Source organism: Flavobacterium sp. Flavsp81 (genome assembly GCF_059491325.1).
Map to the genome: position 1 here is coordinate 2,337,634 of NZ_CP168505.1, position 16,333 is coordinate 2,353,966.

General features: G+C 34.1%; 14 protein-coding genes. 11 read left to right on the forward strand and 3 right to left on the reverse strand.

From position 1 onward, the window contains the following. Window positions 1–43: 43 nt before the first annotated feature. The 8 genes from ACEN92_RS09490 (at window position 44) to ACEN92_RS09525 (ending at window position 10,916) form a co-directional block, all read left to right on the forward strand. Window positions 44–730, forward strand: coding sequence for an ABC transporter ATP-binding protein (locus tag ACEN92_RS09490; protein ID WP_495642124.1), 687 nt, complete (start codon window positions 44–46; stop codon window positions 728–730). A gap of 63 nt (window positions 731–793) precedes the next feature. Next, window positions 794–1,363, forward strand: coding sequence for a cob(I)yrinic acid a,c-diamide adenosyltransferase (locus ACEN92_RS09495; RefSeq protein WP_495642125.1), 570 nt, complete (start codon window positions 794–796; stop codon window positions 1,361–1,363). Window positions 1,364–1,536: 173 nt separating this feature from the next. Beyond that, a complete protein-coding gene (locus ACEN92_RS09500; RefSeq protein ID WP_007138072.1) occupies window positions 1,537–1,758 on the forward strand; it encodes a DUF2795 domain-containing protein in 222 nt (73 codons plus the stop codon). Between the two features lie 89 nt (window positions 1,759–1,847). Beyond that, the gene (gene secA, locus ACEN92_RS09505) at window positions 1,848–5,192 is read left to right on the forward strand and encodes a preprotein translocase subunit SecA (protein ID WP_495642126.1); all 3,345 of its coding nucleotides are present in this window, start codon (window positions 1,848–1,850) and stop codon (window positions 5,190–5,192) included. A 319-nt stretch (window positions 5,193–5,511) separates the two neighbouring features. Further along, window positions 5,512–6,447: a 30S ribosomal protein THX gene (locus ACEN92_RS09510; RefSeq protein ID WP_495642127.1), complete on the forward strand. Its 936-nt coding sequence runs from the start codon at window positions 5,512–5,514 to the stop codon at window positions 6,445–6,447. 131 nt (window positions 6,448–6,578) lie between these two features. Continuing rightward, entirely contained in the window at window positions 6,579–6,956 is a 378-nt protein-coding gene (locus ACEN92_RS09515) for a hypothetical protein (RefSeq protein ID WP_495642128.1), read from the forward strand. A gap of 93 nt (window positions 6,957–7,049) precedes the next feature. After that, window positions 7,050–9,209, forward strand: a complete 2,160-nt coding sequence (locus ACEN92_RS09520; protein WP_495642129.1) for a TonB-dependent receptor — start codon at window positions 7,050–7,052, stop codon at window positions 9,207–9,209. A gap of 102 nt (window positions 9,210–9,311) precedes the next feature. Next, window positions 9,312–10,916: a PepSY domain-containing protein gene (locus ACEN92_RS09525; RefSeq protein WP_495642130.1), complete on the forward strand. Its 1,605-nt coding sequence runs from the start codon at window positions 9,312–9,314 to the stop codon at window positions 10,914–10,916. A 96-nt stretch (window positions 10,917–11,012) separates the two neighbouring features. On the opposite strand, the gene ACEN92_RS09530 is transcribed toward ACEN92_RS09525, so the two are convergent. From ACEN92_RS09530 to cysC, 3 genes are read right to left on the reverse strand one after another with little or no spacing between them, the layout of a single operon-like run. Beyond that, on the reverse strand, window positions 11,013–11,675 hold the full coding sequence (locus tag ACEN92_RS09530; RefSeq protein WP_495642131.1) for a TrmH family RNA methyltransferase: 663 nt from the start codon (window positions 11,673–11,675) through the stop codon (window positions 11,013–11,015). Between the two features lie 55 nt (window positions 11,676–11,730). Beyond that, the gene (locus ACEN92_RS09535; protein ID WP_495642132.1) at window positions 11,731–12,702 is read right to left on the reverse strand and encodes a sulfotransferase family protein; all 972 of its coding nucleotides are present in this window, start codon (window positions 12,700–12,702) and stop codon (window positions 11,731–11,733) included. Between the two features lie 21 nt (window positions 12,703–12,723). Beyond that, window positions 12,724–13,272: an adenylyl-sulfate kinase gene (cysC, locus tag ACEN92_RS09540; protein ID WP_495642133.1), complete on the reverse strand. Its 549-nt coding sequence runs from the start codon at window positions 13,270–13,272 to the stop codon at window positions 12,724–12,726. A gap of 171 nt (window positions 13,273–13,443) precedes the next feature. Here cysC and ACEN92_RS09545 point away from each other — a divergent pair, with 171 nt between their 5' ends. From ACEN92_RS09545 to purB, 3 genes are all read left to right on the forward strand, one after another. Beyond that, window positions 13,444–14,145, forward strand: coding sequence for an SIR2 family NAD-dependent protein deacylase (locus ACEN92_RS09545; protein ID WP_495642134.1), 702 nt, complete (start codon window positions 13,444–13,446; stop codon window positions 14,143–14,145). Continuing rightward, window positions 14,142–14,834, forward strand: coding sequence for a sterol desaturase family protein (locus ACEN92_RS09550; protein WP_495642135.1), 693 nt, complete (start codon window positions 14,142–14,144; stop codon window positions 14,832–14,834). The genes ACEN92_RS09545 and ACEN92_RS09550 overlap by 4 nt, the downstream gene beginning before the upstream one ends. A 91-nt stretch (window positions 14,835–14,925) precedes the next feature. Next, window positions 14,926–16,272, forward strand: a complete 1,347-nt coding sequence (gene purB, locus ACEN92_RS09555) for an adenylosuccinate lyase (protein WP_495642136.1) — start codon at window positions 14,926–14,928, stop codon at window positions 16,270–16,272. Window positions 16,273–16,333: the final 61 nt, after the last annotated feature.

Sequence of the window (16,333 nt, forward strand, 5' to 3'; positions counted from 1 at the left end):
GAAAAGTGTTTTGTACTTTTAAAATCAAAATTGTAGAAACGAAATGGCAAATCCATTAATTAAAATAACGGACATAAAACGAGATTTTGTTCTTGGCAACGAAATAGTATATGTTTTAAAAGGTATTGATTTAGAAATAAACAAAGGTGAATATGTAGCCTTAATGGGACCTTCGGGATCAGGGAAATCAACTTTAATGAATTTACTTGGTTGTTTAGATACTCCAACTTCCGGACGTTATGTGCTAAATGGAAAAGATGTGAGCCAAATGCGAGATGATGAATTAGCCGGAATTCGAAATAAGGAAATTGGTTTCGTGTTTCAGACGTTTAATCTTTTGCCAAGAACTACTGCTTTAGATAACGTAGCATTGCCAATGATATATGCCGGATACTCTAAGTCTGAACGTATTGTTCGTGCAACAGAAGTTCTAAAACAAGTAAATCTTGCCGACAGGATGGATCACCAGCCAAATCAGCTTTCGGGAGGACAACGCCAGCGTGTGGCAATTGCCCGTGCTTTGGTTAATAAACCCTCTATTATTCTGGCTGATGAACCAACAGGAAACTTAGACAGTAAAACTTCGGTAGAAATCATGAAGCTTTTCGGAGATATTCATGCACAGGGCAATACTGTAATTCTGGTAACCCACGAAGAAGATATCGCTGCCTATGCACACCGTATTATTCGTTTAAGAGACGGATTAATTGAAAGTGACACTGTTAAATAATTTTAGATTGTAGATTTTAGATTTCAGATTGAATACTGTAATCTAAAAAATGAAAAATGAAAAATGAAAGTATATACAAAAACCGGAGATAAAGGGACGACAGCGCTTTTTGGAGGAACGCGGGTTCCTAAAGATCATATCAGAATTGATAGTTACGGAACTGTTGACGAACTCAACTCTTATATAGGTCTTATTCGTGATCAGGAAATAGACTCGCATTATAAAACCATTTTAATTGAAATTCAGGATCGACTATTTACGGTAGGCGCCATTTTGGCAACTCCGGCAGAAAAAGAAGTATTGAAAAACGGTGAACTTCGATTAAAAAACCTCGGAATCGTTGATACCGATATTGAATTATTAGAAAACGAAATTGACAAAATGGAAGAAAGCCTTCCGCAAATGACTCATTTTGTATTGCCAGGCGGACATCCAACCGTGTCACATTGTCATATTGCACGTTGTATTTGTCGTCGTGCAGAACGTTTGACAGTACATTTAAGCCACAATGAACATGTTCCTGAAATAGCAATTCGATACCTAAACCGCCTTTCTGACTACCTTTTTGTCTTGGCACGGAAGTTGTCGTCAGACTTAAAAGCGGAAGAAGTAAAATGGATTCCCAGAAAATAAAAATTATAGATTTAGAGTTAAAATTTCAGATTATTCAGGGTTGAAAAATCTGAAATCAACAATCTAAAATCGACAATTTACAGAGACGTTCTTAAATTTTATTAAAATAAATCAAATTTTACTTGTCTTTTTCAGTAAAAAATTTATTTTTGCACAAACTAAACAGATAACAGATGTATTGGACATTAGAATTAGCATCTTATTTAAGTGATGCACCATGGCCTGCTAACAAAGACGAACTTATTGACTACGCTATTAGAGCTGGTGCTCCTTTGGAAGTAGTAGAAAACCTTCAGTCAATTGAAGATGAAGGGGAGATATATGAATCAATGGAAGAAATTTGGCCTGATTATCCAACGGACGAAGATTATCTTTGGAATGAGGATGAATATTAAAAAATAAACCAAAGAAAAAAGTCTCTCATCAAGGAGGCTTTTTTTTTGCTCAAAATACATATTTACATAATATAGAAATACAATAAATCATGAGTTTCATAAACAGTATTATTAAAGTCTTTGTAGGTGATAAATCACAGAAAGATGTTAAAGCTTTACAGCCTTATTTAAACAAAATTAAAACATTCGAAACTAGCTTAATGACTTTGTCACATGACGAATTAAGAGCAAGGACCGCATTTTTTAAAGAAAAAATAAAAGAAGCCAGAGCTGATAAAGATGCTAAAATTGCTTCGCTTAAAGCGGAAGTAGAAAACATTGAAGACATCGATAAAAGAGAAGATCTTTATGATGCTATTGACGCCCTTGAAAAAGAAGCTTACGAAATTTCAGAAAAAACGTTGATGGAAATTCTTCCGGAAGCTTTTTCTGTTGTTAAGGAAACGGCTCGTCGTTTTAAAGACAATTCATTTATTGAAGTTACTGCAACTGCGAAAGACCGCGAATTCTCTGCAACAAAAACATATGTTACTATTGAAGGCGACAAAGCAATCTGGGCTAATAAATGGAATGCTGCCGGTAAAGAAATTACCTGGGATATGATTCACTACGACGTTCAGTTAATTGGCGGAATGGTTTTGCATGAAGGTAAAGTTGCCGAGATGCAAACAGGTGAAGGTAAAACTTTAGTCGCTACGCTTCCACTTTACTTAAATGCCCTGACTGGAAACGGCGTACATTTAGTAACCGTAAATGACTACTTAGCAAAACGTGATAGTACGTGGAAAGCACCTTTATTCGAATTTCATGGTCTGACTGTTGATTGTATCGATAACCACCAGCCAAGTACAGAAGCCAGAAAAAAAGCATATGATGCTGATATCACTTACGGAACCAACAACGAATTTGGTTTTGACTACTTAAGAGATAACATGGCACACTCGCCTAGCGATTTAGTACAAAGAAAACACAATTACGCTATTGTCGATGAGGTAGATTCTGTATTAATTGATGATGCAAGAACACCACTTATTATTTCAGGGCCGGTTCCGCAGGGAGATCGTCATGAATTTAACGAGTTGAAACCAAAAATCGAAAATTTAGTTGCACAACAACGTCAGTTGGCTAATGGTTTCTTAGCCGAAGCTAAAAAATTAATCAAAGAAGGAAACACTAAAGAAGGTGGTTTCTTATTATTAAGAGCTTACAGAAGTTTACCTAAAAACAAAGCATTAATTAAATTTTTGAGTGAAGAAGGAATTAAACAATTGCTTCAAAAAACCGAAAATCAATACATGCAGGATAACAATCGCGAAATGCATAAAGTCGATGAGGCTTTGTATTTTGTAATTGAAGAAAAAAACAATCAGGTTGAATTGACTGATAATGGTATCAAATACCTTTCAGGAGATACTGATCCTGACTTTTTCGTACTTCCGGATATCGGAACCGAAATTGCTGCTATCGAAAAACAAAAACTGGATAAAGACGCTGAAGCAGAAGCAAGAGAAAAATTATTCCAGGATTTTGGAATAAAAAGTGAGCGTATTCATACTTTAACACAGCTTTTAAAAGCTTATGCTCTTTTCGAAAAAGATGTAGAATATGTAATCATGGACAACAAAATTATGATTGTCGATGAACAGACAGGCCGTATCATGGATGGCCGTCGTTATTCTGATGGTTTACACCAGGCGATTGAAGCTAAAGAAAATGTAAAAATCGAAGCTGCTACACAAACTTTTGCAACAGTTACATTACAGAATTATTTCAGAATGTACAGCAAATTGGGTGGTATGACTGGTACTGCAGTTACAGAAGCCGGAGAGTTATGGCAGATTTATAAATTGGATGTTGTCGAAATTCCAACCAACAGACCGATTTCAAGACAAGACAAAGAAGATTATATCTACAAAACAACACGTGAGAAATTCAATGCTGTAATTGAAGACGTAACAGAATTATCAAATGCAGGAAGGCCGGTTTTGATTGGAACAACTTCTGTGGAGATTTCAGAATTATTAAGCCGAATGTTGAAAATGAGAGGCGTTACACACAACGTTTTGAATGCTAAAATGCACAAACAAGAGGCACAGATTGTAGAGGAAGCAGGTAAAGCCGGAGTTGTAACTATTGCAACAAACATGGCTGGTCGTGGTACCGATATTAAATTAACCCCAGAAGTAAAAGCTGCCGGAGGTTTAGCAATCGTTGGTACAGAACGTCATGATTCCCGTCGTGTAGACAGACAGTTACGTGGTCGTGCAGGACGTCAGGGAGATCCGGGAAGTTCTCAATTCTATGTTTCTCTTGAGGACAACCTAATGCGTTTATTTGGTTCTGAAAGAGTTGCCAAAGTAATGGACAGAATGGGATTACAGGAAGGTGAAGTTATTCAGCATTCTATGATGACCAAATCAATCGAGCGTGCTCAGAAAAAAGTAGAAGAAAACAACTTTGGTGTTCGTAAACGTTTATTAGAATATGATGATGTAATGAATTCTCAACGTGAAGTAGTTTACAAACGTCGTCGTCATGCCTTATTTGGTGAGCGCTTGAAGCTGGATATTGCAAATATGCTTTACGATACTTGCGAATTAATCGTAAGCCAGACAAAACCAATAAATGATTTCAAAAATTTTGAATTTGATTTGATTCGTTATTTCTCTATCACTTCCCCAATTTCTGAAGCAGATTTCTTGAAATTATCTGATATTGAAATCACCGGAAAAATATACAAAGAAACTTTAGCTTTCTATACCGAAAAAACAGAACGCAGCGCCAGAGAAGCTTTTCCAATTATCAAAGGAGTTTACGAAGAGCCAAACAATCATTTTGAGCGTATTATAGTTCCATTTACAGACGGAATCAAAACTTTGGAGGTAATAACAGACTTGAAAAAAGCATATGAAAGTGAAGGAGCTCAGTTAATCGCTGATTTCGAGAAAAACATCACTTTATCTATTGTTGACGAAGCCTGGAAAAAACACTTACGTAAAATGGACGAATTGAAACAATCTGTTCAATTAGCTGTTCACGAACAAAAAGATCCATTACTTATCTATAAGTTAGAAGCTTTCAATTTGTTTAGAGGAATGTTGGAAAACGTTAACAAAGAAGTTATCTCATTCTTATTCAAAGGTGATTTACCGTCACAAAGCGCTCCTGAAATTCACGAAGCAAGAGAATTTCGCCAGAAAGAAAACTTCCAGTTAAGCAAAGATGAAATTCCAAACAGCGAAAATATTAATCGTGAAGCCGGAGAAACGCAACAACGTCAGGTTACTGAAACGATTGTGAGAGATATGCCAAAAATCAACCGTAATGATACTGTAACAGTTCAGGAAGTTGCAACAGGCAAAACGGAAACAATGAAATTTAAAAAAGCAGAGACTTTATTAGCTTCAGGAGCCTGGGTTCTTGTTAAGGAATAAATTTCCAACAAATACATTTCAAATCCCCAACTACTTTGTAATTGGGGATTTTTTTTTCACAGTTTCACAATAGATAATAAACAAAAAAACATTAACATACAGATATTATATCAAACAAAAACATAATATATACCAATTATTTTTCCTCACCCCAGCCCTCTTCAAAGGAGAGGGGGCTATTTGACTATATTATATTTTTGTTTAGTATTACATAAGTTCATTCAGAATTTATATATATTTGGTAGAAATAAAAGCTACGCGTTATAGTATAAAAACATACGGTTTGGTACTATATTAGAAATTTGCATTAATTTTAAGAATGGGTAAAGGAGATAAAAAATCAAAGAAAGGAAAAATTACAAGAAAATCTTTCGGTAGCTGTCGACCAAGAAAAATTTTCAAATTAAAAGAATTAATTCATAAGAAAAACAGTTATTACAGGAAAAAAATTTCTAAAAAACCATCTTTCAACACGAATAAACAATTTAACATAATTACTGAATTATCTCTAGCTCTTACAACCCGAAAAGGAGATAAAAGCTATGCTTCAGGCACAGCAGTAATAATTGCTCCTTATCTCGCGATAACTGCCAAGCACGTACTTGAAGATTATTTTAACCTTTACGACGGAATATCTATTGAGAAAAAGACTGGTGAATTCAGCGGAACATTTTCTTTGTTTGCATTCCAAACATTAAACAATATTAAAGATAATGGAGTTTGGTATATTACAAGACTTTGGCCATGTCATGGTACCGATTTATGTCTGTTAATGCTAACACCACATTCTAACACTGCGAAAAATTATAAATGGCGCTGCCCACCATTGAACTTTTCATTACCAAAAGTTGGTGATAGAATGGCAGCATTTGGTTATTCAGAAACTAAAATAGATAATAAAGAATCTAATTCCATATTTTATGAAACATCAACTGCCGTTGGGGAAGTGATTGAAGTTCATGAAAAAATGAGAGATAGTATAAGACTCAACTTTCCCTGTTTTATGGTCAATGCAAGATTCGATGGAGGCATGAGTGGCGGTCCTGTTTTTAATGAAAATGGTCAATTGTGTGGACTTATTTGTTCCAATTTACCGCCATCAAGTATTCATGAGCCACATGTTTCTTATATTACTTTATTGAGGCCTTTTTTAGAAACACTAATCGATATACCATATCAAGAATTAGGTAAAGTTGGCATATACCCAGTGATGAAATTAATAGAGCACAACATTATACATGGAGTTGGTTATTAAAAAATAATATTAAACAACTTATAAAATTCCCCGATTACGAATGTAGTTGGTTTTTTTTTTTGCAAAAAACAGAAGATTTATTCTTTATAAATCTAATAAACTGTACTTTTGCAATCGTAAACCAAAAAGCTTTGAAGCAAATTTTTACCATATTTCTTTCCTGTATGCTTTTAGTGCCGTCATTTGGCAGTTTCTTTGTTTATACCTCATTCAAATTAAATCAGGAGGAAATTTCAAAAACCATCTGTGTACAGCGAAAAATGGTTTTTAATTCATGTAACGGTAGATGTGAACTTCAAAAAAGTTTGAAGAAATATGCCGATAACGAAAAAAAGATGCAAAACAATCTGAAAGAAAAAGCAGAAGTTGTTTACATTCAGAATACAATTTTAAATAATTTCAAATTAGTACAGTTAATCGAATCAAAAGCAAAACTTTTCGCTTTTAATGACGACAAACCAATCTCAGTTTCAAATACTACTTTTCACCCCCCATCCTATTTTATATAAATTTTAGTCTCCTTTTCAATACAAATTGAAAGGTCTTTTCTTGGCTTAAAGCCAAAGAATATTGGTTACTTTTTAAAATTTATATAATTTAAAATGAAAAATATATACTTAACCCTGTTAATCATAGGGCAATGTGTTTTTGCACAAGATAAAGTGGAGCAAGACACAACTAAATCTCAGGAACTTGAAAATGTTTTTGTAACTGCCAACCGTACGGCAACTTTACGTAAAGAAACTCCAGTTGCCATCAGCAAAATAACGGCAAAAACCATTAACGAAACCAAAGCCACTGCCGTTTACGAAATCATCAATAAAACGCCGGGAGTTTTAATGGTCAATTTAGGAAACGAACAGCATATGATGTCGATTCGGCAGCCTATGACAACCAATGCCTATTATTTATATCTGGAAGACGGTTTGCCAATCCGCCCGATGGGAATCTTCAATCACAATGCTTTATTAGAAATTAATCAATATAATTTGCAAAGTATCGAAGTGGTAAAAGGACCTGTTTCTTCATTGTACGGCCCCGAAGCTGTTGGCGGAACTATCAATTTAATTTCACTAAAACCACCTGTTGATCCGGAATTCAAATTCGGAGTTCAGGCTGATAATTACGGTTACAGACGATTTCAGGCAGCTGGTGGCGCTACAATAGGTAAAGTTGGTTTTCATATTGCGGGGATTTCAAGCCTACAGGAAAATGGCTGGATGACTTACTCGGATTATAACAAAGACAATCTTAACGCCAGAATCGATTATAATATCTCCCCTTCTACGCGATTGATCAGTAATACCATGTACGGAAAATATTATTCTGATATGAGCGGAACTGTCAACGAAGACGCTTTTAATAACAGAACTTACAAAAGCACTTCTAATTTTACTTATAGAAAATCTGATGCTTTACGAACCAGATTAACTCTGGAACACGATTGGAATGATAAATCCAGTAGTTATATCACAGGTTATTTGCGTGATAATAAATTAGGTCAAAATCCATCATACGGAATTAAATGGAATCCGACTGTAAGCCCTACAACTGCTAAAGGTGAAGTAAACTCAAATAACTTCAAAAGTTACGGAGCTATTGGGCAGCATACTCAAAAATTCGATTTCCTAAATACAAAAATTGTCGCAGGTGCTTTATACGATTATTCACCTGTAACATATTGGTCTTATATTATTGATTTGAAAGCGAATCTAAATCCGGGTGAAGCAGGAAAACAAACCGTAGATTCTTATGAAATTATTGCGGAGCATCCTGACTCAAAACTAGCTGATTATACTGCCGACATTTTTAATACTGCGGGTTATGCGCAACTAAGTTTTAATCCAATCAATAAATTAGTCATTACAATCGGTGGTCGCTACGACAATATGAAAGTCGATTATGACAATGCTTTAGACAATTCGACAGGAAGCAAAGTTTATGACAAAGCAACTTTCAAGGCCGGAGCAAATTATAATCCGATTGAATTTGCAGGCTTCTATGGCAATTACTCACAAGGTTTTGCTCCTCCGGGAATTACATCCATTTTTAGAACAAAACCCGGAACTGGCGGAACAACCGGCGTTCCAGCTGATTTTTATTATAATCTGGAGCCTGCAACTTTTAATAATTACGAAATTGGAGGTTGGTTTTCATTCTTAGAAAATAAATTAAACTTTGATTATGCCTTGTATTATATGGAAGGTAAAAATGAGTTATTGAACATCAAACTTGCTGATAATTCAACAGATTATCGTTCTGCAGGAGAAACACGTCATAAGGGGATTGAATTTGGAGCCTCCTACCGTCCTTCAAAACAAATTAACTTCCGTCTGGGCGGAACTTACACGCAACACACTTATATCGATTTTAAACTTTCAGACAAGGCAACAGACCCGGTTCACAATCTAAACGGAAAAGAAATGCCGGCAGCACCAAAATGGTCCGGAAATTCAGAAGTAAGTTATTACCCAAACTGGCTTCCAAACCTAAGAGCTTCAATCGAATGGCAGCTTGTTGGCAGTTACTACCAAGATCAGATTAATACCGTAAAATATGACGGTTATAATTTGTTCAACGCCAGAATTGGCTATCAATGGAAAAAAATTGAGATTTACGGAAACGTAATGAATCTAACTGATAAATTATACGCTTATAACGTTTCGAGAGCAAATACAACAAATGCCCAGCCCACATATACCGCGGCCGCTCCAAGAACTTTTGTATTTGGAATACAATATAATTTATCGTTAAAAAAATAATTATTAGAAGCTAATCCCGCTGTCCACTATATCTTTTGTAATCACGTTAAAAAACGAGACCACAAAAGGATATCGTTCCCATCGGGGCTAAAAAACGGAACAATGAACAAAGAAATAAAAGAGAAAAAGTCTAAAAAGAAAGATTCTAAAATTATCAAGAAGATTAAGCAACACATGTACAAATGGCATCGTGTTATTGGTTTAATTACCATTATTCCTGTTATTTTATGGACATTATCAGGTTTGATGCATCCGTTTATGGCACATTTTTTTAAACCTGAAATCGCCCGCGAAAAACTCGAACAGCAAACTATTGATAAAAATCAATTGCAGTTTTCGATTCAGGAAATTTTACAAAAAAACAGCATCAGTGAATTTAAAAATTTCCGAATCGTTACGTTCAACAATAAAACTTATTATCAGCTTAAAACTATAATTGGCGAGTTATGGTATTTTGATTCTTCAAATGCTAAAAAACTGGAAAACGGAGATCAAAAATATGCAGAATGGCTATCAAGATATTTTTTAGATGATCAAAAAAGTACCCTAAAAAAGAGCGAAGTTGTAACAGAATTCACTTCGCAATACAAATATGTAAACCGTTACTTACCCGTTTACAAATTGAGTTTTGATCGCCCTGACACTATGGAAGTTTATGTAGAAACGTCATCCGGTAAACTGGCAACCTATAATCCAACTTCAAGACAATGGTTTATTTGGTTTTTTGATACTTTTCATAACTGGTCATTTATTGATGCTATTACCAACAACAGTATCCGAATTATTACGATGATTTTCCTGTTATCCATTATTGGATTTTCTGCCCTAAGCGGGATCTTAATGTATGGTTTACTATGGAAGCAATTCAAAAAAACAGATACTATTCAACCTAAAAAAGGACTAAGAAAATACCATCGCCAAATCGGAATCTGGGTATCTCTTTTTACGCTAACTTTTGCTTTTAGCGGCGCTTATCATGCTACTACAAAATGGGCTCCATACACGCTTTCGCAAATGGTTTACGAACCAACTTTTGAAACCAAAGAAATCCCGATTGCCAATACCAGCTTAAATTTAGACTGGAATCGTTTTCAAAACATTAGTATTATTACACTTAACGACACAACTTATTATCGCTGTCAATTGTTTGAAAAAGAAACTAAAAAATTCAAAAAACTAAAAGCCGATCCCAATTCCAAATGGAATAAAAAAGAAGATCCAAAATCAGAAGTGGTTTACATCAATGCAACAACCAATCAAATTACACCAAATATAGATTTAGAATATGCTGAATTTTTAGCTTATTATTTTACAGACGGTGCACCAAAAGCATCTTGCTGTGAAATGGTCGAAAGTACCGATGAAGAACCTCAGCCGTCTTTGGAAAACGTAAAATTATTAGAGTCAAAAGTTTTATCTGATTTCGAAAGCAGAGAATATGGTTTCGTAAACAAAAGACTGCCGGTAATAAAATTAGCGTATGACACGCCGGAAAAAACCACATATTTTATCGAAACGGCGACTTCAAGATTGGCTGCTGTAGTTGAAAATTCAGATAAAGTTGAAGGTTATTCGTTTGCAATTCTCCACAAGTTTTTATTCATGGATTGGGCAGGAAAAAACATTCGGGACCTGACAATGGTTTTGGCCGCACTAACTATTTTAGTTGTTAGTATTTTAGGGTTTATTTTGTTTTTGAAGAGATAGAAAAAAATCTCGCAAAGTCCCGAAGTCGCCAAGGAAATTAAACTTTGCGACTTCGCGACTTTGCGAGATTAAAAACTACAAAGAATCTACTTTAAATTACTTGTAATTTTCTTTGTAATAACGAGCTTCAATTCTCTTAATATCTTTAATCGAACTTCTTGCCCAGGACAGACGCTTTTCCAAGATTTCATCTTCGGATAATTGCCATGCAATATCTGAATTCCGTAATCGATTCGTAAGATTTTGAATGATAATTGCCGCTGAAACAGAAATATTTAAACTTTCTGTAAATCCAACCATTGGTATTTTAAGAAAACCATCAGCCTTATCCAATATTTCCTGCGAAAGTCCGTCTCGTTCTGTACCAAAGAATAATGCACTGGGTTTTGTAATATCAAAATCTTCCAGTAAACAATCATTTTCGTGAGGTGTTGTTGCAATAATCTGATAGCCCTGATTTTTTAAAGTGGAAAGACAATTCGTAATCGAATCAAACTGATTGATATCTACCCATTTCTGGGCGCCCATTGCAATCTCTTTATCGATTCTTTTACCATACCGCTGCTCAATAACATTCAGTTCCTGAATTCCAAAAACTTCACAGCTTCGCATAACAGCACTTGTATTATGCATCTGAAAAACATCTTCTACAGCAATCGTAAAGTGTTTGGTACGATTGGCCAGAACTTTTAGAAATCTTTCCTTACGGTTATCAGTTAATATATTTTCAAGAAAAGCGAGGTAATCTAAATCAATCATTTTGGTTTTATTTGCCGCAAAAATACTAAAAAAGAATCGTTAACAAAGTAGCCCACTAGCTTCTGGCTAACTGCCCAATTAATTTCTCTTCTAATTTTTCATATAACCTGTTAACCTTGCTGACATCAATTGCTAAATTTTCATCTATAAATGAATCCCCTTTAAAAGTGCTCTTTTTATTTTTAGAATGTTTTTTTAAACGTTCATTCATCTGATCTACTTCTTCAATATAATAATCAGCGTCCATAATAGTCAGAAATCTTTCTAAAATAGATTTCATTCCTTCTTTATAATTGAATATCGAAACATTTTCATCAGTTTCATAAAAATCATAATAGGCTTCAAAATATTTTTCAAGGACTACTGCACTGTATTGCTCAAAAGTAATTTCTTCAATCTGTTTATTACTTATTCCAAAAACTGCGGATGGAATTAAATTCGGAACCATATGCATTCCTTTAAGTTTCGAGTGCGATTTTAATACTTCAATTGGGTTTCTGTAAAGCAGGACAAAAGGTAATTCAGGAAAAATCAATCTTAATTCGTCAGCTTCAAATATATGCCAGGAATCCAGCTTTACAACTAAATTCTTTTCTTCCGGAAATCTTTTCTGTCCCAATAATGTGATTATTGCTTTAATTAGAGTTCTTTTTGTATGCAAATCAAAAATTTCACTTCTCAAAATCTGATCAATAATTGGAGCTTCAGAAACTACTATATTTTGCGGAGAAACGGCTAAAGACTGTGCCAGCATTGTAGAACCGCAACGCGATATATGAAATACAAATGCTTTTAAATCAGCAGAAACCAATTGTGCAGACCAATCAATAAGATTTTGTACAGTGCTTACAACTTTAAAAAAATTTGAATTGTTGGAATGACTTCTGCATTTTGACATTGTTTCATCAAAAAAAGGATCTAAATACCTTTTTTCTCCCAGATAAATCCATTCAAAATATACCTCTCCATCTTTTTCAATTAACTTATAAGGAATCCAATGTAAAAGAGCATGATTTATATTTTCCATACATTAAAATTTATTTTGTTCTCAGCTTTTATGCTCATAAACAGCATTAGTGATATTATCTATTATAAAGGAATAAAGTTTATTTGTAGAAACAGAGACATGTTCTGAATCTGTTTTGAGTGTTAAATCCGCTTTTAAAGGAACTTCGTAAACATCACTTATTCCTGTAAAATTATTTATCTTATCACTGTCGTTATCCGGCAACAGTGCTTTTTTGTATAAGCCTTTCGGATCTCTTTTAATGAGATTATCTATCGAACAGTCGAGAAAGACCGTTCTGACAAAATCATATTGTCTTATTTCGTTTCTTAAATCTTCATAGGGATTTATTACAGACATTAAAACAATAACTTCAGACTGAACAAAATCCTGCCCGACATTAAAAAGCCGCCTGACATTCTCGCACCTGTCATCTTTTGAAAATCCCAAGTCTTTACAAAGTGTTTTCCTGTAAATGTCGCCATCTACGATTTCCACTTTGTGCCCTTGTTCAATCAGCAAATGCCCCACATTTTTTGCTAATGTAGTTTTACCGGAACCTGACAAACCTGTAAATTGTATTAATATCATTTGAAAATTATTTTTCACACATACAACAAAATGATATAAATCAGCATGTTGCTATTTATTTATAGTAAAAATACTAAAAAAATGATTGCTTTAATAAATTCATTTTTTATAAAATCAACAGTTCGTTTTAGTTGATAATTGATTATTTTTATTTTTTTAGAATAAATCAACATGAAGAAAAAATTAGTCGTTCTAACTGGTGCAGGAATTAGTGCTGAAAGCGGAATAAAAACTTTTCGCGACAGCGATGGTTTGTGGGAAGGTCATGATGTAATGGAAGTTGCAACTCCGGAAGGCTGGTACAAAAATCAGGAACTGGTATTGGATTTTTATAACAAAAGGCGCCAACAACTAAAAGAAGTTCAGCCTAATTCAGGACATCAGATTTTGGCCGAATTAGAAAAAGATTTTGATGTACATATTATTACCCAGAATGTAGACGATTTACACGAGCGCGCAGGAAGTACAAAAGTATTACACTTGCATGGTGAATTACTAAAAGTGAGAAGTACACAAAACAAAAACCTGATTTTAGACTGGACAGAAGATTTATTTACAGGAGATTTTGACGAAAACGGACATCAGCTGCGTCCGCATATTGTTTGGTTTGGAGAAGAAGTTCCTGCTCTTGAAGAAGCAATTAAAATAGTAGAAGAAGCTGATTATTTTGCCGTAATTGGTACGTCGCTGCAAGTTTATCCCGCTGCAGGACTGATTTCGTACACTTACAGTATTACTCCCGTTTTTTATATTGATCCAAAACCTATTTCAATTCCGAATATTAGAAACAAAGTAGAAGTCATTTCTAAAGTTGCCTCTGAAGGAGTCGCTGTTTTAAGAGAAAAACTATTTGAAGCAGAACAAAAAATATGATTTTTGAAAGCTGGTTACAACAATTGTCCCAATACAACTTGCTTAGCCTGTCTGTTTTCTTTTTGATTGAAAATTTAGTACTATTTTATCTTTCAATTATAATTGGTAAAATTATCGAACCTGAAAATACAAAACTTAATAAAACTGATGTTAAGTGGCTAACTTCAACTGTGATTTGTAATACACTCATTACCTTATTGGGATATGAATTGTATTACTTTGAGATAATGAAAGTAGATTTTTCATCTTCCGTTTTATCCATAATTTCAGATATTTTATTATTGGTACTATTAATGGACTTTTTTATGTTTTGTTTCCATTATCTGGTACATCATCTAAAATGGTTTTATCCAATTCATAAACTTCATCATACACATATTGAAACGAGCGTGTACAGTCTGTATGTACTTCATCCTATAGAAACTTTGGGCTTTGGAATTATATGGTTATTTTTAATTTCGATATTGGAATTCAATTATCTTAGCATTATTGTTTATCTCATTCTAAACTTGTCATATGGAATATTTGGCCATTTGAAAACAGATATTTTTCCTGAATTTTGGTATAAAAACTGCTTTACCAAATGGATATCGACCACAAAATTCCATAGTAATCATCACAAAAATGAATCTCACAACTATGGTTTTTATTTTACCATCTGGGATAAAATCTTCAAAACGATTATATAATTTGTTAAGTTCCTATATAATAACGCTTCAGTAATTTTCAGAAGTTTTAACAATACCCTATATTTGCACCTTTCGAACAAACAACAGAACAATGACTACTTTAAACGAATTGAATGCTATCTCTCCAATCGACGGAAGATATAGAAATAAAACCCTTTCATTAGCACCTTTTTTCTCTGAAGAAGCTTTAATCAGATACCGTGTATTGGTTGAAATTGAATACTTTATTGCCTTGTGCGAAGTGCCATTACCACAACTAAAAGACGTAAGCCCGGATTTATTTGACAGTTTACGCAACATCTATAAAAACTTTTCTACCGAAAACGCTCTTTGGATCAAGGAAACAGAGAAAGTTACCAATCATGATGTAAAAGCAGTTGAGTACTTTATTAAAGACGCTTTTGAAAAACTGGGTCTGTCTCAATATAAAGAGTTCATTCATTTCGGATTAACATCTCAGGATATTAACAATACTGCCATTCCGCTTTCTACAAAAGAAGCTTTTGAGCAGGTTTATATGCCATCTTTAATTTCCTTAATTTCTAAATTAAAAGAATTAAGTGTTGAATGGAAAGATATTCCAATGTTGGCACGTACGCACGGACAACCGGCTTCTCCTACTCGTTTAGGAAAAGAAATCCTTGTTTTTGTAGAACGTTTAGAAGAACAGATGCGTTTATTGTTCAACATTCCGTTTGCAGCTAAATTTGGCGGTGCAACAGGAAATTACAACGCACATCACGTAGCATATCCACAAATTGACTGGAAAAAATTTGGAAATAAATTTGTTGAAGCTGATCTTGGTTTACACCATTCTTTTCCTACAACTCAAATTGAGCATTATGATCATTTTGCAGCATTTTTTGATGCTTTAAAAAGAATCAACACCATCGTTATCGATTTAGATCGTGATATCTGGACGTATGTATCAATGGATTATTTTAAACAAAAAATCAAAGCAGGCGAAATTGGATCATCTGCAATGCCACATAAAGTTAACCCGATTGATTTTGAAAATTCTGAAGGAAACTTAGGAATTGCAAATGCTATTTTTGAGCATTTATCTGCTAAATTACCTGTTTCGAGATTACAGCGTGACTTGACAGACAGTACCGTTTTACGTAATATTGGAGTTCCGATAGGGCATACAATTATTGCTTTTGAAGCTTCATTGAAAGGTTTAAACAAATTACTTTTAAACGAACCTAAATTCGCTGAAGACTTAGAAAAAAACTGGGCAGTCGTTGCTGAAGCAATTCAGACGATTTTACGCCGTGAAGCATATCCGAATCCTTACGAAGCTTTGAAAGGTTTGACAAGAACGAATGAAGCGATTGATAAAAAAGCAATTCATAATTTTATTGCGACATTAGAAGTTTCTGATTCCGTTAGAGCTGAATTAATGCAAATAACTCCTGCCAACTTCACAGGAATTTAAAAGAAAACCTAAAATATTTTACTGGAAAAAGCTATCTTTAACGATAGCTTTTTTTATTTAA